Source organism: Pseudomonas sp. PVC-3-1 (assembly GCF_057444315.1).
Genome location: NZ_CM172023.1, coordinates 4,017,730 through 4,038,626, shown reverse-complemented (window position 1 = coordinate 4,038,626; position 20,897 = coordinate 4,017,730). Strand labels below are relative to the sequence as shown.

General features: G+C 67.1%; 11 protein-coding genes. 1 reads left to right on the top strand and 10 read right to left on the bottom strand.

Annotated elements, in window-relative coordinates; all coding sequences use genetic code 11:
* The 5 genes from pqqE to pqqA are packed head-to-tail and all read right to left on the bottom strand — an operon-like array spanning position 1 to position 3,210.
* Positions 1-1,149, bottom strand: coding sequence for a pyrroloquinoline quinone biosynthesis protein PqqE (gene pqqE / locus AC2T4A_RS18715; RefSeq protein WP_486741497.1), 1,149 nt, complete (start codon positions 1,147-1,149; stop codon positions 1-3).
* Positions 1,121-1,399: a pyrroloquinoline quinone biosynthesis peptide chaperone PqqD gene (gene pqqD, locus AC2T4A_RS18710; protein ID WP_416751820.1), complete on the bottom strand. Its 279-nt coding sequence runs from the start codon at positions 1,397-1,399 to the stop codon at positions 1,121-1,123. The genes pqqE and pqqD overlap by 29 nt, the downstream gene beginning before the upstream one ends.
* A complete protein-coding gene (gene pqqC, locus AC2T4A_RS18705; protein ID WP_486741496.1) occupies positions 1,399-2,148 on the bottom strand; it encodes a pyrroloquinoline-quinone synthase PqqC in 750 nt (249 codons plus the stop codon). The genes pqqD and pqqC overlap by 1 nt, the downstream gene beginning before the upstream one ends.
* Before the next feature lie 28 nt (positions 2,149-2,176).
* Complete coding sequence (gene pqqB / locus AC2T4A_RS18700) at positions 2,177-3,091, bottom strand: pyrroloquinoline quinone biosynthesis protein PqqB (protein ID WP_416751816.1); 915 nt, start codon at positions 3,089-3,091, stop codon at positions 2,177-2,179.
* Between the two features lie 47 nt (positions 3,092-3,138).
* The gene (pqqA, locus tag AC2T4A_RS18695; RefSeq protein WP_003106462.1) at positions 3,139-3,210 is read right to left on the bottom strand and encodes a pyrroloquinoline quinone precursor peptide PqqA; all 72 of its coding nucleotides are present in this window, start codon (positions 3,208-3,210) and stop codon (positions 3,139-3,141) included.
* A gap of 386 nt (positions 3,211-3,596) precedes the next feature.
* Here pqqA and AC2T4A_RS18690 point away from each other — a divergent pair, with 386 nt between their 5' ends.
* Positions 3,597-5,531 (top strand): sigma-54-dependent Fis family transcriptional regulator, encoded by a 1,935-nt coding sequence (locus AC2T4A_RS18690; RefSeq protein WP_486741495.1) that lies wholly within the window; start codon positions 3,597-3,599, stop codon positions 5,529-5,531.
* A 540-nt stretch (positions 5,532-6,071) separates the two neighbouring features.
* On the opposite strand, the gene aldA is transcribed toward AC2T4A_RS18690, so the two are convergent.
* The 5 genes from aldA to AC2T4A_RS18665 all read right to left on the bottom strand — a co-directional run bounded on the left by aldA (position 6,072) and on the right by AC2T4A_RS18665 (position 20,890).
* Positions 6,072-7,508, bottom strand: coding sequence for an aldehyde dehydrogenase (gene aldA, locus AC2T4A_RS18685; protein ID WP_486741494.1), 1,437 nt, complete (start codon positions 7,506-7,508; stop codon positions 6,072-6,074).
* A 22-nt stretch (positions 7,509-7,530) separates the two neighbouring features.
* Complete coding sequence (locus AC2T4A_RS18680; RefSeq protein WP_486741493.1) at positions 7,531-9,714, bottom strand: PQQ-dependent dehydrogenase, methanol/ethanol family; 2,184 nt, start codon at positions 9,712-9,714, stop codon at positions 7,531-7,533.
* 511 nt (positions 9,715-10,225) lie between these two features.
* Positions 10,226-11,746, bottom strand: a complete 1,521-nt coding sequence (gene exaC / locus AC2T4A_RS18675; protein WP_486741492.1) for an acetaldehyde dehydrogenase ExaC — start codon at positions 11,744-11,746, stop codon at positions 10,226-10,228.
* A gap of 316 nt (positions 11,747-12,062) precedes the next feature.
* Complete coding sequence (locus AC2T4A_RS18670; RefSeq protein WP_486741491.1) at positions 12,063-13,025, bottom strand: alpha/beta hydrolase; 963 nt, start codon at positions 13,023-13,025, stop codon at positions 12,063-12,065.
* On the bottom strand, positions 13,022-20,890 hold the full coding sequence (locus AC2T4A_RS18665) for an amino acid adenylation domain-containing protein (RefSeq protein WP_486741490.1): 7,869 nt from the start codon (positions 20,888-20,890) through the stop codon (positions 13,022-13,024). Before AC2T4A_RS18665 ends, AC2T4A_RS18670 begins: the two co-directional genes overlap by 4 nt.
* Positions 20,891-20,897 lie beyond the last annotated feature (7 nt).

The following is a 20,897-nucleotide window of genomic DNA, read 5'->3' as shown; positions in this document are numbered from 1 at the left end:
TCAGGCCTTGCAGATCAGTTGCGAGGCCCGTTCGTTGCGCAGGGTCAGTGCGCTGAGCGGTGCCGCCGCCGTTTCCGCTTCGCGGCGGGCGTCGAGGATGATCCCGTGGTGGGCCGACTTGGCGCACACCGGGTCGGTCGCCTCGGCATCGCCGGTGAGCATGAAGGCCTGGCAGCGACAACCGCCGAAATCGCGCTCCTTCTCATCGCACGAGCGGCACGGCTCGGGCATCCAGGCGTCGCCACGGAAGCGGTTGAAGCCGAAGGACTCGTACCAGATGTGTTGCAGGCTGTGCTCGCGCACGTTGGGGAACTTCACCGGCAGTTGCCGCGCGCTGTGGCACGGCAGTGCGGTGCCGTCGGGGGTGACGTCGAGGAACACGCTACCCCAGCCGCCCATGCAGGCCTTGGGGCGTTCCTCGTAGTAATCGGGCACGACGAAGATCAGCTTGCACGGGTTGCCTTCGGCGGCCAGGCGCTCGCGATACTCGGCGGTGATGCGTTCGGCGCGCTGCAACTGCTCGCGGGTCGGCAGCAGGCCGGCACGGTTCAGCTCGGCCCAGCCATAGAACTGGCAGGTGGCAAGTTCGACGAAGTCCGCCTCCAGCTCGATGCACAGCTCAATGATGCGATCGATGCTGTCGATGTTGTGCCGGTGGGTGACGAAGTTCAGCACCATCGGGTAGCCGTGGGCCTTCACCGCGCGGGCCATGGCGAGCTTCTGGGCGAAGGCCTTGCGCGAGCCGGCGAGCAGGTTGTTCACCTCCTCGTCGGCGGCCTGGAAGCTAATCTGGATGTGGTCGAGACCTGCGTCGGCAAACTCCTTCAGGCGCTTCTCGCTGAGGCCGATGCCGGAGGTGATCAGGTTGGTGTAGAAGCCCAGCCCCCGCGCGGCGGCGATCAGCTCGGCGAGGTCCTGGCGCACCAGCGGCTCACCGCCGGAAAAGCCCAGTTGCGCCGCGCCCATCTCGCGGGCCTGGCGGAACACCTCGATCCACTGCGAGGTGGAAAGCTCCTCGCCGCCCTTGGCGAAATCCAGCGGGTTGGAGCAGTACGGGCACTGCAGCGGACAACGGTAGGTCAGCTCCGCCAGCAACCAGAGCGGCGGGCCCACCGGCGCCTCAGCGCAGCTCGATCCAGAATTGAGCATGGGCCACCTCGAGGAATGCCAGGATGTCTTCGTCGATGCCCGGCACACCGGGGAAATCGGCACGCAGGCCGTCGATGATGCCAGCGACATCGCGCAGGCCATCGACGCGGCCGAGGATCGCCCCGGCACTGTCGTTGAGTTTCACCATCCCTTCAGGATAGAGCAGCACGTGGCAGCCCTGGGCCGGCTCGAATTGCAGGCGGAAGCCCCGGCGCAATGCCGGCACGCTGTCCAGCGAAGGCAGACTCATCACAGCAACCCCCTGTGCCATACGCGCTCGGTCGTCACCGTATGGTACGGCGGGCGCTCCAGTTCATAGGCCATGCTCATCGCGTCAAGCATGCTCCAGAGCACATCGAGCTTGAATTGCAGGATTTCCAGCATGCGCTCCTGGGCCTCGCGGGTGCGGTAGTGCTCCAGAGTGATGCGCAGGCCGTGCTCGACATCGCGGCGCGCCTGGGACAGGCGCTTGCGGAAATAGTCGTAGCCGCTGGCGTCGATCCATGGGTAATGCTGCGGCCAGCTGTCCAGGCGTGACTGGTGAATCTGTGGGGCGAACAGTTCGGTCAGCGAACTGCTGGCCGCTTCCTGCCAGCTGGCGCGGCGGGCAAAGTTGACGTAGGCGTCCACGGCGAACCGCACGCCGGGCAGGACCAACTCCTGGGACAGTACCTGCTCGCGGTCCAGCCCCACGGACTCGGCCAACCGCAGCCAGGCCTCGATGCCGCCCTCCTCGCCCGGAGCTCCATCGTGGTCGAGGATGCGCTGCAACCATTCGCGGCGCACCTCGCGGTCCGGGCAGTTGGCGAGAATTGCCGCGTCTTTCAGCGGAATGTTCAGCTGGTAGTAGAAGCGGTTGGCCACCCAGCCCTGAATCTGCTCGCGGCTCGCGCGGCCTTCGTACATGGCGACATGATAGGGATGGAAGATGTGGTAGCAGGCACCCTTGGCGCGCAGTGCCTGTTCGAATTCGGCGGGGCTCATGGCTTCGCGGGTCATTGCGAGGCTCCTTCTGGAAAGAGAGCTCTTAAAGGAATATGCCCATGCCGTCGAACGCCACCTCGATGCCGCGCGCGTCGAGTTCGGCGCGTTCGGGCGAGGCGATGTCGAGGATGGGATTGGTGTTGTTGATGTGGATGAGCACCTTGCGCGGCCCATCGATGCCGTCGAGCACCTCGATCATGCCGCCGGGGCCACTCTGGGCCAGGTGGCCCATCTCGCTGCCGAGCTTGTCGCCCACCTCGCAGACGCGCATCTCGTCGTCACGCCAGAGCGTGCCGTCCACCAGCAGGCAGTCGGCGCGGCGCATCCAGTCCAGCAAGACGTCATCCACCTGGCCGAGGCCGGGGGCGTAGAACAGCTTGCCGCCGCTCTCCAGGTCCTCGATGAACAGGCCGATGTTGTCTCCCGGATGCGGGTTGCCGCGGTGCGGTGAATACGGCGGTGCGCTGCTGCGCAGGGCGATGGCGGTGAACCGAAGACCCGGGCAGGCCGGGATGATGAAGGGCTCGGCGTCCAGTTCGATGAGCCTGTGCTTCAGCCCACCGTTCCAGTGCGACAGCATGGGGAACAGCGGAAAGCCGGTGGAAAGGTCCTGGTGGACCATCTCGGTGCACCAGACCTCGTGCGGGCAACCCTCGCGCAGGCTGAGCAGGCCGGTAGTGTGATCGATCTGGCTGTCCAGCAGGACGATGGCGGCAATCGCCGAATCACGCAGGCGCCGCGCCGGCTGCAGCGCCGGAAAGGACGCCAGCTGGGCACGGATATCAGGTGAGGCGTTGCAGAGAATCCAGTTTTCGCCGTCGTCGGACAGGGCGATGGAGGATTGCGTGCGTGGCTGCGCGATCACGCTGCCGTCGCGTACACCACGGCAGTTGCGGCAATTGCAGTTCCACTGGGGAAAGCCGCCACCGGCGGCCGACCCGAGAATTCGGATGTGCATGACAGTGCCCCGTGGGCAAGGGCCCCGGCGGACCGGGGCGCAGTGGATCAGCGGTTGGCGAAGTACAGGGTCACTTCGAAGCCAAGGCGCAGGTCGGTGAAGCTAGGCTTGGTCCACATGGGTCTGTCCTCATTCTTGTTGGAAGGCGCCGGCAGGACCGGCAGGTCGAGTTAAACACCAGGGTCAGGCACTCCGAATGATACTTTCGAAGGAGATTCCCCCCTGATTTGGTAGTGGGCCCGCGACAGCTGTCGCGCCCCACCGCTACAACTGTCCCATCGCTGCGACAGTCGTTGCCCGGTTGCACCCGCGCCTTCCGGCGGCGGGCCTTCTGGCGTGGGGCTTGGCGCCCCGCGCGGCGTGTTTCGGCACAGGCCTTGCTCGGGCACTCGTCGCCCGTGACTCACCGGTCTAGACTAGCCATTCCTAGGACCGGTCCTACGACGCACTGGTTTCTAAAAACAACAACGCGCCGCAGCGAAGCTGACGGCCGCCGGGAGTGACCATGCACCCGCAATCCCTGGAAAACTGCCCGAACGACCTTGCCGCCTTCATCGCCGATCACTTCGGTGAACGTGACATCCAGCCCGAGGGTGCCATCGCGCGCTCCTGGTACCGCAGCGTGATGGAGCACCGTCTCGACCCGCGGGCGCGGGCGGAAAAACACATCCTCACCGCCGGAGAAATCCGCGAGCACCAGGGCCTGCACCAGGACTACCTGGCGATTGCCAGCCAGGGCGTCACCGGCCTTGCCCGGCGCGTGCTGCCGGCGGGCTTCGCGGTGCTGCTCAGCGATGAACGCGGCATCACCCTCGATGCGCGCCTGCCCAGCGAGCGCGACCGCTACACCCAGGCCGGGCTGATCGTCGGCGCGCGCTGGGACGAATCCATCGCCGGCACCAACGGCATCGGCACCGCCCTGGCCGCTGGCGAGGCGCTGACCATTCACCGCCAGGAGCACTTCCTGGTGAGCAATTTCCGCCTGAGCTGCTCGGTGGCGCCGATCTTCGATGCCCAGCACCGCCTGCGCGGCTGCCTGAACGCCACCTGCCTGTACAACGACGGGCCCAAGGACGCGCAGTACCTGACCTTGCAGCTGGTCATCCTGTATGCCCGGCTGATCGAGAACGCCAACTTCCGCCAACGCTACCGAGACCGCCTGACCCTCTCCGTGAAGGCTCGCGACGAGGTGTCGGACCTGGCCAACGAACAGCTCATTGCCCTCGATGAACAGGGCCGGGTGATCGGCGCCAACCATGCCGCCTTCGCTGCCTGCCGGGGCGAACTGCTGGGCAGCCGCATCGAGCAGCTGCTGGAGGCGGACGTCGACCAGTTGCTTGAGCTGAGCAAGGGCGGCGCGCGCGGTATTCGTCTGCGCACATTGGCCGATCACGCGTTGGTGGATGTGGGCCTGCGTACGCCGGCCAGCCCGCCGCGCCGCCAGGCTCCGCCGCGCAGCGGGCCGCACAGCCCGGAGCATCCCGATCTCACTCGCCTCGCCGGCGCCGACCCGCGCCTGCAGGACGGTGTGCGCAAGCTGCGCAAGGTGCTCGACAAGGGCATCTCCATCCTGGTCACCGGCGAGACCGGCACCGGCAAGGAAGCCTTCGCCCGCGCCATCCACCAGGCCAGCGCGCGCCATGCCGGGCCCTTCGTCGCGCTGAACTGCGCGGCGATCCCGGAGAGCCTGATCGAGAGCGAACTCTTCGGTTATCGCGGCGGCAGCTTCACCGGCGCCAGCAAGAAAGGCATGAAGGGCAAGCTGGAACTGGCCAATGGCGGCACCTTGTTCCTCGACGAGATCGGCGACATGCCCGCGCACCTGCAGACGCGCCTGCTGCGCGTGCTGGCCGAGCGCGAAATCCTCCCGCTGGGTGCCGAAGCACCGGTGCCGCTGGACGTGCAGGTGGTCTCGGCCACCCACCAGAACCTGGCCGAGATGATCCGCGCCAAGGGCTTTCGCGAGGACCTGTTCTACCGCCTCGCCGGCATGACCCTGCAACTGCCGGCGTTGCGCGAACGCACGGACCGCGAGGCGCTGATCGACAGCCTGCTGGCGGGCCTGGGCGGCGACCTGCACCTCGACAGCGCGGTGCGCGAGCGGCTGCGCGGCCATCCCTGGCCGGGCAACATCCGCCAGTTGCTGAACTGTCTGCGCTACGCTGCCGCCCTCGCCGAAGACGGCCGCATCGATCTGGACTGTTTGCCGATGGAGTTGCATCAGGCAGCTCCCGTCTGCGCTGCCGAAACGCCGCAGGCAGTCACCGCGACTGCCCTCGCCGCCCGCCTGGACGACGACGAAGCTCGCCACCTTCTGGCGGTATTACGCGAGCGGCAGTGGAATATCAGTGCGGTGGCGCAGCAGTTCGGCATTGCCCGGTCGACCCTGTATCGGAAGATGAAGAAGCACGGCATCGTGCAGCCCAATGCGTTGTATTGATTCCTTCCCTTTTCCCTGCGTCCGCTGATCAGGTAGCTAACCCGTGTTGCAGGAGCGGACTCCGTCCGCGATAGGTCCGCCTCGCGTTGGGGGCCATCGCGGACAGAGTCCGCTCCTACGCAACGGCCATCTGCAGGCGCAGGGAAAAAGGAGCGGACCGCACCTGGCAAGGACGGCCCACCCAGTCAAACAATGGAACGTTTACGGGCACAGTTTTCCCGTCCGCTGGAAACTCCGTGCACACCTTCGCCCCCTCTCCCCAGCCCTCTCCCTGAAGGGAGAGGGAGTATTCGAGTGAAGCGTCCCAATCGTGCTTTCCTGGCACGTTCGGATCAGGAAAACCGTGGTCGCCCCACACTGGTCCAGTCCCCTCTCCCTTCAGGGAGAGGGGGTATTCGAGTGAAGCGTCCCAACCGTGCTTTCCTGGCACGTTCGGATCGGGAAAAACCGTGGTCGCGCTCCACACTGGTCCAGTCCCCTCTCCCTTCAGGGAGAGGGTTAGGGAGAGGGTCTAAGCCCATGCACGGCCTGGCCGGCAGCTCACTCCTGCGCATAAACCACATGCGTGTGCGTGTACTCGTACAACCCGTGCTTGCCGTCCGCGCCACCGATGCCGGACTTGCGCGTGCCGGCATGGAAGCCCTGCATCGCCTCGAAGTTCTCGCGGTTGATGTAGGTCTCGCCGAAGTCCAGCTCGCGGCTGGCCTTGAGGGCGGCGCTGAGGTTGCGGGTGTAGATCGATGAGGTCAGGCCGTAGTCGCTGTCATTGGCCAGGGCGATGGCTTCGTCGAGGTCGTCCACCACCTGGATCGGCAGCACCGGGCCGAAGATTTCCTTGCGCATGATCTCCATGTCACCCTTGCAGCCGGCGAGCACGGTGGGCTGGTAGTGGAAGCCCTTGCCGAGGTCGGCCACTGCGCCGCCGGTAATGACCTGAGCGCCCTGCCCGGTTGCCGTGCGGACCATCTGCGCGACCTTGTCCAGTCCGATCCGATTGACCAGCGGGCCCATGTCCAGGTCGGCCTGCACATTCGGGTCACCGAAGCGAGTGGCGGCCATGGCGGCGGCAATCTTCTCGATGAACTGGTCGGCTACCTGGCGCTGCACATAGACGCGCTCGGCGCAGTTGCACACCTGCCCGGTGTTGATCACCCGCGAGGCCTTGATGGCGTTCACCGCCAGTTCCAGGTCGGCGTCGGCGAGGACGATGGCCGGCGCCTTGCCACCCAGCTCCAGGTTCAGCTTGGTGATGTTCGGCGCGGCCGCGGCCATGATCCGCGAGCCGGTGGCGACGCTGCCGGTAAAGCTGATCAGGTCGACGCCTGCGTGGCTGGTCAGCGCACTGCCGGCGCTGGCACCGGTGCCGCCGACGACGTTGAACACGCCGGTGGGCAGGTCGGTCTCCGCCACCAGGCGAGCAAACTCGAAGCAGTTGATCGGGGTCTCTTCGCTGGGCTTGATAACGATGGTGTTGCCGGTCAGCAGAGCCGGCGCCATCTTCCGCGCGATGAGGAAGAACGGGAAGTTCCACGGCAGGATGCCCGCCACCACGCCCAGCGGCTTGCGCAGCAGGAAGATGTGCTCGCCAGCGCGGTCGCTGGTCAGCACTTCGCCCTCCAGGCGGCGCGCCCACTCGGCCATGTAGTCGAGGTAGTCAGCGGTGAAGCTCACTTCCACTTCCGCCAGTGCCGGCACCTTGCCCTGCTCGGCGGTGATGATCTTCGCCAGGCGCGGCGCGTTGGCGCGCACCTTCTCGGCGATCCGGCGCAGATAGCCGGCACGCTCGATGGCAGGCTTGGCCGCCCAGCCCTTCTGCGCCCTGCGGGCGGCGTCGATGGCGCTGTCCACCTGGGCGGCGCTGGCCTCGGGGATGCGTGCCAGCAGCTCACCATTGGCCGGGTTGTGCACCTCGATCAGCGGCTCGCCGGCGACGAAGCGGTTGTCGATGTAGTGCTGGTAGGTCGTTACGTCAGTCATGAATCAGTCTCCTGGTGGGCGGTCACTTGGCGGCGGTCTTCTGCGCGCCGGCCAGTTGTTCCTTGAGGTCGTAGGCGCGCTTGATCAGGTACTGGTGCACCGCCTCGGCCTGTTGCAGGTCGAGATGGCCCTGGAACGAGGGCATGCCGTCGGGGATGCGGCCGCCATAGACGATGCCGAGGAAGCGCTGGTGATTTTCCGCGCTGAGGGTGCGCAGGTCCGGCACCACGCCACCGCTGATGGCGTTGATGCCGTGGCACTGCGAGCAACTGGAGTTGAACAGCTCGCGGCCCTGGTCGATCTGCAAGGGGGTGCCGGTCAGTGCCGGCGGCTCGGGCTTGCGGTCGGCCCACTTGTAGTTGATGTCCGGCAGCTTGGCGGTGCCGCCGAGCTTGTAGGTCAGCACCTGGGCGTTGGGCTTCACCCCGGCGCGCAGCGACAGGGCGCCGGCGAAGGTGGAGAAGGCACCGCCCCAGCCGGCCATGAAGGTCACGTATTGCTCGCCGTCCACCTCATAGGTGATGGGCGCGGCCATCACGCCGGTGTTGGCCGGGGACTCCCAGAGCTTCTTGCCGGTCTCGGCGGCGTAGGCCACCACGCGGCCATCGGCGGTACCTTCGAACACCAGGTTGCCGGCGGTACTCAGGGTGCCGCCGTTGAAGATGGTGCTGTAGGGCACTTCCCAGCGTTTTTCCTGCTTCACCGGGTCCCAGGCGATCAGCTTGCCGGTCCAGGTGTCGGCGATCTTGCGCAGGCCCTCCGGGTCCTCGGGCATCATCCCGGTGTTCACATCGAGCTGGTAGATGCTCTTGAACTTGGAACGCGGCGGCGCGCCGTCGACGTCCTGATACATCGCCGACATGATGTGCGCCGGGATGTAGACCAGGCCGGTGTTGGGGTTGTACGACATCGGCTGCCAGTCGTGGGCACCCCAGAAGGCCGGCTGGATCAGACGTGCCTTTTTCTGTGGGTCCTTCCAGTATTCGGCGACCTCCTCGTTGCGGATCGGCCGACCGGTCTTCATGTCGATGCCGGTGGCCCAGTTGATCGGGATGAAGTTCTTCGCCGAGAGCAGCTCGCCGGTGGCGCGGTCGATGACGTAGAAGAAGCCGTTCTTCGGCGCCTGCATCAACACCTTGCGCTGCTTGCCGTCGATCTCCAGGTCCACCAGCATGATGTGCTGGGTGGCGGTGTAGTCCCAGGCGTCGCCCGGCGTGGTCTGGTAGTGCCAGACGTACTCGCCGTTGTCGGGGTTGATCGCAACGATGGACGAGAGGAACAGGTTATCGCCCTTGCCTTCGCTGCGGATGCGCGGGTTCCACGAGGAGCCGTTGCCGACGCCGATGTACAGCAGGTTCAACTCCGGGTCGTAGGACATCGAGTCCCACACAGTGCCGCCACCGCCCTGCTTGGCGTAGTTGTCGCCGAACCAGGTCTTGGCGGCGATTTCCATGCCCTTGCCCTTAGGCATTTCCTTGGGGTCGCCGGGCACGGTAAAGAAGCGCCAATCCTGCTTGCCGGTCTCGGCATCGTAGGCGGTGATGTAGCCGCGCACGCCGAACTCGGCGCCGCCGTTGCCGATGATCACCTTGCCCTTCACGATGCGCGGCGCGCCGGTGATGGTGATGCTGCGCGACGGGTCGCTGCGGGTATCGACGCTCCACACGCGCTTGCCGGTCTTGGCGTCGATGGCCTCCAGACGGCCGTCGAGCACGCCGACGTAGACCTTGCCCTTCCACACCGCCACGCCACGGTTCACCGCGTCGCAGCAGGCTTCGCCGGCGCGACTGCGGTCGGACTGCGGGTCGTACTTCCACAGCAGCTCGCCACTGCGGGCGTCCAGTGCGTAGACGATGGAGAACGGCCCAGTGGTGTACATCACGCCATCGACCACGATGGGCGTGGCTTCTACGCCACGGTCGATGTCCAGCTTGTGGCTCCAGGCCAGGCCCAGATTGCCGACGTTGCTCTGGTCGATCTGCTTGAGCGGGCTGAAGCGCTGCTCGTCGTAGGTGCGGCCGGTGGTCATCCAGTTGCCCGGCTCGCTGTTGGCGGCGGCGATGCGCTGGCCATCGACGTTGGCCGGGACTTCAGCAGCGTGGAGATTCAGGGACAGACCGGCCATCAGCAGCGAGGCGGTCAGCAGGGAATGGCGCAAGGTGGGTTGCAGGCGAACGGAAGGCACGTGCAGGCCAATCGATCTCATGGAGGTTCTCCGATTCTTGTTGGTGCCGCGGATCGTTCGCCGCGGCTTGCAAGGCTCAGAGCAACCGCTGTGCCAGGCTTTTCGAAGTTGGCTGGAGGGCCCGCCGTTCGGGGCTTCTGGCGTTTCCTTCCGGATGCGATGCGGGTGTTGCGGGCGCTACAGGTGTTGCGCTCATCGGCGGCAGGTGTTGCGTATGCGGGACGCTGCGAGCGCAGGACCTGCTCTCGTAGGAGCGGATTCATCCGCGATGGTATCCGGCGCGAAGCGGGGCCAATCGCGGACGGAGTCCGCTCCTACGCGAGAACGAGCCGCGAAGCCAGCCCGGAAAAAAGAAAACGCGGCCGGAGCCGCGTTCGACGAAGGCCGTCACCCGTGGAATGGGTACGGAAGCGGACGGCCGCCCGAACCGGGCGCGTCGACACAAGGGATGCCTGGTGGAGTGCCAGGCGGGGTACACCGGAAAGGACCGGCGAACCTGATGGGGGAAGGCTCGCCGGTTTGCTGCTGAGGGTTAGAAGAAGCCCAGCGGGTTGATGTCGTAGCTCACCAGCAGGTTCTTGGTCTGCTGGTAGTGGTCGAGCATCATCTTGTGGGTCTCGCGGCCGACGCCGGACTTCTTGTAGCCACCGAACGCGGCGTGGGCCGGGTACAGGTGGTAGCAGTTGGTCCATACGCGGCCGGACTGGATGCCCCGGCCCATGCGCCAGGCACGGTTGATGTCGCGGGTCCAGACGCCGGCGCCCAGGCCGAACTCGGTGTCATTGGCAATCGCCAGGGCTTCGGCTTCGTCCTTGAAGGTGGTGACGCCCACCACCGGCCCGAAGATTTCCTCCTGGAACACGCGCATGCCGTTGTGGCCCTTGAGCAGGGTCGGCTGGATGTAATAACCGCTGGCCAGGTCGCCTTCCAGGCGCTCGCTGGAGCCGCCGGTGAGCAGCTCGGCGCCTTCGCCCTGGGCAATGTCGAGGTAGGAGAGGATCTTCTCGTACTGCTGCTGCGAAGCCTGGGCGCCGACCATGGTCTCGGTATCCAGCGGGTTGCCGCGCTTGATCGCCTTGATCTTCTTCATCACCTCGACCATGAACGGCTCGAAGATCGACTCCTGTACCAGCGCCCGCGACGGACAGGTGCACACTTCGCCCTGGTTGAAGAAGGCCAGCACCAGGCCCTCGGCGGCCTTCTCGATGAAGGCCGGCTCGGCCTGCATGATGTCCTCGAAGAAGATGTTCGGGCTCTTGCCGCCCAGTTCCACGGTGGACGGGATGATGTTCTCCGCCGCGCAGTGGAGGATGTGCGAGCCGACCGGGGTGGAGCCGGTGAAGGCGATCTTGGCGATGCGCTTGCTGGTGGCCAGCGCCTGGCCCGCTTCCTTGCCGAAGCCCTGGACGATGTTCAGCACGCCCGGTGGCAGCAGGTCGCCGATGATTTCGGCCAGCAGCATGATCGACAGCGGAGTCTGCTCGGCCGGCTTGATCACCACACAGTTACCGGCGGCCAGGGCCGGCGCGAGTTTCCACGCGGCCATCAGCAGCGGGAAGTTCCACGGGATGATCTGCCCGACCACGCCCAGCGGCTCGTGGATGTGGTAGGCAACGGTGTTCTCGTTGATCTCGGCGGCGCCGCCTTCCTGCGCGCGGATGCAGCCGGCGTAGTAGCGGAAGTGGTCGGCGGCCAGCGGCACGTCGGCGTTCAGGGTCTCGCGCACGGCCTTGCCGTTGTCCCAGGTTTCGGCGACGGCGAGTTGCTCGAGGTTCTGTTCGATGCGGTCGGCGATCTTCAGCAGGATCAGCGCGCGGTCCTGCACCGATGTGCGACCCCAGCTATCGGCGACGGCATGGGCGGCATCCAGGGCGAGTTCGATGTCCTCGGCGGTGGAGCGCGGGAATTCGGCGATGATTTCGCCATTCACCGGCGAGGTGTTGCTGAAGTACTGGCCCAGCACCGGCGCGACGAACTCGCCGCCGATGTAGTTGCCGTAGCGCGGCTTGAGGGTGACGACGGCGCCTGGGGTTCCGGGTGCGGCGTAGATCATGGGGATGCTCTCCTGTCGGTTCCCGGCCTCCATCGGCCAGGTCATGGAGCGATCTTAGGCAGCGCCCTTCCCGGCCCGGAATGCCCCCATGGGAGCGGAGGGTTACTCATTTGGTAGTAAATGCCGCGAATGGCTTTTCGTAGGAGCGTCTACCTTTTTCCGGGAAGTCAATGCCGATGCATCCCCCCTCACCCCAGCCTTCTCCCTCAGGGAGAGGTTTAGGGTGAGAGCCGACGCGAGCGCACAGCTTTCGCGTAGGAACGGACTCCATCTGGCATTGGCCTGGGCCCTGCCAGATAGTCAAGGCAGAGCCCCGTCACCAGCGCGCCGCGAGAAACTCCGCCACGCGCCGGTAATACCCCTCCACCTCCGGCACCAGGTTGCCCATGCGCAGGAAGTCGTGGGTCATGCCGCAGCAACGCTCGGCCTCCACTTCCACGCCCTGGGCCACCAGCGCGAGGGCATAGGCCAGGCCCTCGTCCAGCAGTGGATCGAACTGCGCCGCGAACAGCAGTGCCGGGGCGCTGCCTTGCAGAGCTCCCCCCGCATGAACTGGCGAGCAACGCCAATCAGCACGCTGCGTCACTTCAGGCACGTACTGCTGGTAGAACCAGTCCAGGCTGGCCGTCTCCAGCAGATAGCCTTCGGCGAACAGTTCCTGGGATTCGCTGCGCGCGCTGGCATCCGCCGCCGGATAGAACAGCAACTGGGCGCAAGGTTGCTCGGCGGCCTCGCCGGCCAGCTCGGCGCAGAGCACAGTCGCCAGTGTGGCGCCCGCGCTGTCACCGCCAACGGCAAGGCGGCGCCGATCCAGGCCAAGACTGGCGGCCGAATCCAGCAGCCAGCTCCAGGCGTCGCGAGCATCGAAGGTCGCCGCAGGGAACGACGCTTCCGGTGCCAACCGGTAGCCCACCGAAATCACCGCACAAGCACAGTGCCTGGCCAATAACCGGCACAGCCCATCGTGGGAATCGAGACTGCCGACCGTGTAGCCGCCACCGTGGAAATACAGGATCGCCCCGTCGCCAGCCTCAAGCGGGCGGTACAGGCGAACCGGTAGTTGCCGGCCTTCGCGTGCCGGGATCAGCAGTTCTTCCACCGGCATCGACGGCGCGCCGGCCTTGAGCGATTCCGAGGACGCCTCGAAGTCCTGCCGCGCCTGCTCCACCGGCAGTTCGTGCAACGCCGGGCGGCCCATGCGCCGGCCGTCGTCGACCATGTCCAGGAAGGCGGAAATCTCCGGGTGCAGCATGCCAACCTCTTTCATCAATGCGTTCATACCGTGGCCTGCTCCTTGCGCGCGCCGCTTTCCACCTGGGCGCAGCAATGGCCGATCACCCCTTCCAGTTCCGTGCGCAGCTGCGCCATCAGCGCCTCGATGCGCGACGGGCGGAACACCCGGCGGCTGAACATGCAGCGCAGGGTCAGCTCGCCGTCGTAGACCTGGCCGACGATCTCCAGCCAGTTGTTCATCGGCGTGCTGGCGGCATAGGTGTCGCCGGGCTTTTCCTGCAGCGGCACGAACAGCGCCTGTTCATCGAAGCTCTGGTCGAACTGGCCGAGGTAGTTGAAGGTGACCCGTGGTTCGGCACGGGCGGCGAGCTGGCGGCGCAGCGCGCTGTCGCCCAGATAGCGCATGGCGCCGTAGCCGATACCCTTGTCCGGCACCGCTCGCAGCTGCTGGCGGATCGCCGGGATGGCCTGGGCGTAGTCGCCCTGCCCCGGCGTCAGGCGCAGCGGGAACAGGCTGGTGAACCAGCCCAGGGTGCGGCTGTGATCGACCGCATCAAGGATGTCCTCGCGGCCGTGGCCTTCCAGGCCGATCAGCACCGACTCGCTGTCGCACCATTGGCAGAGCGTGCGGCCCAGGGCGGTCAGCAGCAGGTCATTGATCTGCGTGCGATAAGCCTCCGGAGCTACCTTCAGCAGGCGCTGGGTCTGCTCGCGGTCCAGGCGCAGGAACAGTTGCTCCAGGTGCGCCATGCGCTCCGCGCCGCGTGGGTTGTCGCGCTGCGGCTCGCCGAGGCCCTCGGTCTTGGTCTGCTCCAGCCAGTACGGCAGGTCGCCTTGCGCCAGTTGGCTGTCGGCGTACTCGCGCAGCCCTTCGGCCCAGGCCCGGTAGGCGCTGGTGCGTTCCAAGCGTGGCTCCGGCTCGCCGGTGACCTGCGCGGTGTAGCGCTGTTGCAGCTCCTCCAGCAGGATGCGCCAGGACACGCCGTCCACCCCCAGGTGGTGAATCACCAGCAACAGGCGCTGGGTGCCGTCAGCCATGTCGGTGAGCACGCCGCGCAGCAGCCGGCCTTCGCTCAGTTCCAGGCTGCGCTGCGCCTGGTTGGCGATCAGCAGCGCTTCCTCGGCGTTCGCCGCCTGACGCTGCCAGAGCAGCGTGCCGGTAACCTCGCTGGCCTCAAGAGTGCGCTGGCGCCACACGCCGTCCGCGCCACGGGCGAAGGACAGACGCAGGCTGCCGTGTTCGGCCAGCAAGCCTTGCAAGGATGCCTCCAGCGCATCAGCGTCGAGACGCTGGCGGCACTCCAGCAGCACCGCCTGGTTGAAGTGGTTGGGCTCCTCCAGCTGCTGCTCGAACATCCATTGCTGGATCGGCACCAGGCCGAAGGACTCGCCGTCATCAGCGACCTCCACGGTCGCTGTCGGCGCTAACTCAGCCACGTTCTCGGCGCGCTCCAGCAGCCCGGCGATGGTCTGGTACTGCAGCAGGTCGCGCAGGCGGATCTCCACGCCCTCGCCGAGCGCCTGGCGGGCACGGGAGACGATCTGCAGGCTGAGGATGGAGTCGCCGCCGAGGTCGAAGAAGTTGTCGCGGATACCGACGCGCTCCACTTGCAGCACGTCCTGCCAGATGTCGGCCAGGGCACGCTCGCGCTCGTTGCGCGGCGCCTCGTAGGCTTCGCCCTGCCAGGTCGGCTCGGGCAGCGCCTTGCGGTCGATCTTGCCGTTGGGCGACAGCGGGAAGCGCTCAAGCTTGAGAATCTGCGCCGGCACCATGTAGTCCGGCACCTGCTCGCGGAGGAAGCTGCGTAGCGCGTCGCCTTCCGCTTCACCCACCACGTAGCCGACCAGTTGCTTGCCGCTGATGCCGTCGCGTGCAACCACCAGCGCCTCGCTGACCTGCGGGTGATCCTGCAGGCGCGCTTCGATCTCACCCAGCTCGATGCGGAAGCCGCGAATCTTCACCTGGTGGTCGATCCGCCCGACGTAGTCGATCACGCCATCGGCGCGGCCGCGCACCAGGTCGCCGGATCGATACAGGCGGCCGCCGCTCGCATCGAACGGATCGGCGACAAAGCGCTCGGCGGTCAGGCCCGCACGCTCGTGGTAACCGCGCGCCAGGCCGTCGCCACCGATGTACAGCTCGCCGGCCACGCCCAGCGGAACCTGGCGCAGTTGCTCGTCGAGGATGTACAGCTTGCGCGCGCCGACGCCCTTGCCGATGGGTGCATAGGCGGCATCGCAGGCCGTCGCGCGATCGGCCTTCCACAGCAGCGGCGTGACCACGGTTTCCGTGGGGCCGTAGCCATTGATCAGGTGCTCCGCGCGCAGTGCGCGCTTGGCCAGTTCGAAGCTGGCATTGGGCACCGCGTCGCCACCGAAGCAATAGATGCGCACCGGCGGCGGGTTGCCGTCACGCAGGGCATGCTCGGCCAGTTGTTGCAGGTAGACCGGCGGGAAGGCCGCCACGCTGACCTGCTTGTCGTGCAGCACGCGGTAGGTCTGCTCCGGAGTCCACAGCTCATCGCCGCGCAGTACCAGGCTGCCGCCATGAACCAGGGTGGTCAGCCAGCGCTCGTGGGCGCCGTCGAAGGCGAAGGACATGAAGTGCAGCTCGCGGGTCGCTGCATCCATCTGGTACAGCTCGCCGATGGCCGCGCAGTGCATGGCCAGCGGGCCGTGGCTCACCGCCACGCCCTTGGGCTTGCCGGTGGAGCCGGAGGTGTAGATCAGGTAGGCGAGGTTTTCCGGCTCCAGGGCCACCACCGGCAGATCGTTGTCTTCGGACGAAAGATCGAGGCCGTCCAGCTCCAGCAATTGCACGCCTTCAGGCAACGGCAGGCGCTTACGCAGGCGGCTGTCGGTGATCAGCAACGCGATACCGGCGTCACTCATCTGGAATTCCAGGCGCTCGCGCGGGTACTCGGCGTCCAGCGGCACGTAGGCGCCGCCGGCCTTGAGCACCGCCAGCAGCGCCAACGGAATGCGCACGCTGCGCGGCAATGCCACGCCGACACGGACTTCCGGGCCGACACCCAGCGCCATCAGGCGATGGGCCAGGCGGTTGGAGTCGCGCTCCAGCGCCGCGTAGTCGATTGCCTCGTCGCCACAGATCAGCGCCACATCATCGCCACGCAGAGCCGCCTGACGCGCAATCGCCAGGTGTACCGGCTCGGCGGGCGGCAGCGACTGGTGCGGGCCACGGCAGGCGGCCAGGGCCGCGCGGTCGTTGGCCGACAGGCATTGCAGCTCGCCGACGCGCTTGCCCGCGCCGTGCAGCAGGCTGTCCAGCACCTGTTCCATATTGCCGCGCAGCCGTGCCACTGCCGACGCGCTGAAGTGCGCGCGCAGGTACTGGTATTCGATCTCCAGACGGTCGCCGACGCGCACGGCGAGGTCCATGGGGATGCTGGTCTCGTCCTTCGACTTCAGCTCGCCGAAGCGCGGGCCCTGGGCGCTGCGCAGCACCTCGTCCACCGGGTAGTTCTCGAATACGATGATGCTGTCGAACAGCGCCTGCCCGGCCTGGCCGGCCCAGCGCTGGATGTCGTACAGCGGCGTGTGCTCGAACTCGCGCACGTCCAGGTTGTAGGCCTGCAGTTCGCGCAGCCAGTCGCCCAGATCGGCCTGCTCGGCCGGCGCCTGGACGATCGGCAGGGTGTTGATGAACAGGCCCAGCAGGCTGTCGGCGCCGGCCAGTTGTGCGGGGCGGCCGGCCACGGTGGCGCCGAAGGCGACGCGCTGCTGCCCGGTGTAGCGTTGCAGCAGGAGAATCCACGCCGCCTGCACCAGGGTATTGAGCGTCACCCGCTGGCTGCGGGCGAAGGCTTTCAGGCGTTCGGTGGCCGCCGCGTCGTAGCGGCTGTACTCCAGGCCGTGACCGCTGCCCTCGGCCGGGCGCGCCAGGCTGTCGGCCAGCACGGTGGGCTGGGCGAAGCCTTGCAGGCGCGCGCTCCAGAAGTCCTGCGCCTGCTGCTGGTCCTGGGCTTGCAGCCAGTGGATGTAGTCGCGGTAGCGGCCCTGCTCGGCGATGCTCTCGCCGTTGTAGCGACGCAGTGCCTCGGCGAACAGTTGGGCATTGCTCCAGCCGTCGAGCAGGATGTGGTGATGGGTGTAGACCAGTTGGTGGCTTGCCTCGGCACTGCGTACCAGCACCAGGCGCAGCAGCGGTGGACGCGCAAGATCGAAGCTGCGGCTGCGTTCGGCAGCGGCCAGTTCGTCCAGCGCGGCGGCCAGGTCTTCGCGGCCACGCCAGTCGAGCACCTCCAGCGGCAGCTCGACGTGCCGGTGCACGGCCTGCACCGGCTTGTCGAGGCCTTGCCAGTGCACGCCGGCCCGCAGGTTGTCGTGGGCATCCAGCGCGGCCTGCCAGGCGGCGCGGAAACGCTCGACGTCCAGCTCCTGCACTTCCACGCGCAGCTGGTTGACGTAGACGCCGCCTTCGCTGCCGTCCACGCCGTGGAACAGCATGCCCTGCTGCATGGGCGACAGCGGATAGAGGTCTTCGATCTCGGCCGGATTCAGGCCAATGGCGGCGAGCTGCACCGCGTCCGGCGCGTCGATGGCCGCCGGGGTTGCCGGGGTTGCCGGGGTTTCGACGGCAATGTAGTCACCGGCCACACGGGCCAGTGCCTGCAGCGTCTGGTGCTGGAACAGGTCCTTCGGGCTCAGCTGCAACCCGGCGGCGCGGGCGCGGCTGACCACCTGGATGGAGACGATGGAGTCGCCGCCCAGCTCGAAGAAGTTATCGTCCAGGCCCACCCGTTCCAGGCCCAGCACGGCGCACCAGATGGCCGCCAGGGTCTGTTCGCGCTGGCTTTGCGGCGCGCGATAGCGCTTCTGCAGCAGGCTGAAGTCCGGCTCCGGCAGCGCCTTGCGGTCGAGCTTGCCGTTGGGCGTCAGCGGCATGCGCTCGAGCAGGACGATCTGCGCGGGGACCATGTAGTCCGGCAGCTCTTCCAGCAGCGCGGCACGCAGGTCGGTATCGATCTGCCCCGTCACATAGCCGACCAGTTGCTTCACCGCTCCGGCGTCGCGGGCGATCACCACCGCCTCGCGCACGCCGGGCTGGCCGAGCAGGCGCGATTCGATCTCGCCCAGCTCGATACGGAAGCCGCGAATCTTCACCTGATGGTCGAGGCGGCCGAGGTACTCCAGCACGCCATCGGCACGCCAGCGCGCCAGATCACCGGTGCGATACATGCGCGCATTGGCATCCCGGCTGTAGGGATCGGCGACGAAGCGCTCGCTGGTCAGTTCCGGGCGCCCGTGGTAGCCGCGTGCCAGGCCGTCGCCGGCAATGTACAGCTCGCCGGCCACACCGATGGGCGCCGGTTGCAGCTCGCCATCGAGGATGTACAACTGGGTGTTGGCGATGGGCTTGCCGAGCAGCGCGCGGGCGCCCTTGTCGATCTTCCAGGCCGCCGACCAGATGGTGGTTTCGGTGGGGCCGTAGAGATTCCACAGTGCATCCGTTTGGGCTGTCAGCTTGTCCGCCAGTTCGGCGGACAGCGCCTCGCCGCCGCAGAAGAAGCGGCAGCCGGTCAGGCGCGGGAAGTCCTCGTGGCCGCTTAGCAGCGTCCAGGTGCTCGGGGTCGCCTGGATCACCGTCACGCCCTGCTCCAGCGCCACGCCGAGCAGGCGTGACGGATCGCGAGCGACGTCGCGGTCCACCAGCACCACCCGGCCGCCCACCAGCAGCGGCAGGTACAGCTCCAGCGCGGAGATGTCGAAGGACAGCGAAGTCAGCGCGAGGACGCGGTCCCGCGCCTCCAGGCCCGGCTCGCGGGCCATGCTGAGCATGAAGTTGACCACCCCGCCATGGCGCACCGCGACGCCCTTGGGCTTGCCGGTGGAGCCGGAGGTGTAGATGACGTAGGCCAGATCATCCGGCGTGGCGAGGTTGTGCAGGTCGCTGTCGGCGTAGCCATCCAGCTGCGCCCAGTCGCGGTCCAGGCAGAACGCTCGGGCGCCTGTCTGCGGCAGTTCGCCGAGCAGGTGCTGCTGGGTCAGCAGCAGGCGTACGTCGCCGTCCTCTAGCATGTGCGCCAGGCGTTCGGCGGGGAATTCCGGGTCCAGCGGCACGTAGGCGCCGCCGGCCTTGAGCACGGCGAGCAAAGCCACCGGCAGTTCGACGGAGCGCTCCAGGGCGACGCCGACGCGACTGTCCGGGCCGACGCCCTGTTCGCGCAACCAGCGCGCGAGGCGGTTGGCGCGGCCGTTCAACTCCGCGTAAGTGAAACTGCGCTGGCCGTCGGTGAGCGCCACGTCAGCCGGCGAGCGCTGCACCTGCTGTTCGATCAGCTGGTGCAGGCAGGCCTCGCGCGGGTAGTCCATCGCGGTGTCGTTCCAGCCGTAGAGCAACTGCTCACGCTCGCTGCCATCGAGCAGCGGCAGGCGTGCCACCGGGCAGTGCGGGTCGGCCACCAGGCCGCGCAGCAGGTTGAGGAAGTGCCCGGTGAGGCGCGAGAGGGTCGTCGCGTCGAACTGGTCGGTGGCGTACATGAACTGCCCGCGGACCTGGCCGTCGCGGCTCTCCTCGGTGTTCAGGGTCAGGTCGAACTTGGCGATGCCGCTGTCCAGCTCCAGGCTTTCCAGCTGCAGGCCGCCAGGCAGCTCGCGCAGGGCATCGCGGCGGCTCGGCTGGTGGTTGCAGGCTACCTGGAACAGCGGGTTGTAGCTCAGGCTGCGCTCGGGTTGCAGCGCATCCACCAGTTGCTCGAACGGCAGGTCCGGGTTGGCCTGGGCGCCCAGCACGGCTTCTCGGGTGCGGGCCAGGAACGCGCTGAAGGATTCGTCGCCGTCGATGCGCGCGTGCAGCACCTGGGTATTGACGAAGAAGCCGATCAGCCTTTCGCTCTCGGCGCGGCCACGGCCGGCGATGGGCACGCCGACGCGCAGCTCGCGCTGGCCGCTGTAGCGCGACAGCAGCAATTGATAGGCGGCGAGGATCAGCATGAACAGCGTGGCGCCCTGCCCGCGCGCCAGGTCGCGCAGCGCGTCGCTCAACTCGCGCGGCAACTCGAAGTCGAAGGTGGCGCCGCGGTAGCTCTGCACCAGCGGCCGCGGCCGGTCGCCCGGCAGGGTCAGCAGCAGGGATTCGTCGCCCAGCTGCTCCCTCCAGTAGGCAAGCTGCCGCTCGCCCTCTCCGGCCGCCAACCACAGGCGCTGCCAGCGGGCCATGTCGCTGTACTGGATCGGCAGCTCGGCCAGGTCGGCTTTTGAGCCCTGCACCTCGGCGCTGTACAGCACCGCGAATTCATCGATCAGCACACCGATGGACCAGCCATCGGCAATGATGTGGTGCAGGTTCACCAGCAACAACGCTTCACCCGGCAGGCGCGCCAAATGCAGGCGCAGCAGCGGGCCTTCGGCGAGGTCGAAGGAACGTTGCGCGCAGTGGTTCAGCCATTGGCGAGCTTCTGCTTCGTGCTGGAAATCCTGCCGCTCCAGGTATGCCGGCCCAGGCAGCAGGATGCACTGCATGACTTCGTCACCCGGCGCTGGTAGGGCGTATAACGCGTCAGCGTTATACGCCGAGACATCGTGGCCAGGCTCTGGCGCATAACGCGCAGCGTTATGCGCCCTACGGAAGACGGTGCGCAGGCTTTCATGGCGCGCGATCAGTGCGGTGAAGGCGCGCTCCAGCGCGCCTTCGTCCAGCGCGCCGCGCAGGCGCACGGCGGCCGGGATGTTGTAGGCGGCGCTGTGCGGCTCCATCTGCCAGAGGAACCACAGGCGCGCCTGGGCCGCCGAGAGCGGCGCGTACTCGCGCCCTTCGCGGAGGATCGGCAGGCGCGAGAGGCTCACGCCCTTCTCACGCAGCTGACGCAGGAAGACGATCTGCTTGTCCTCGGGCAGCGCGCCAAGGCGCTCCGCGACCTGTTTCAGCTGGGCGTCCATCGGTTGAGTCATTCCCCCA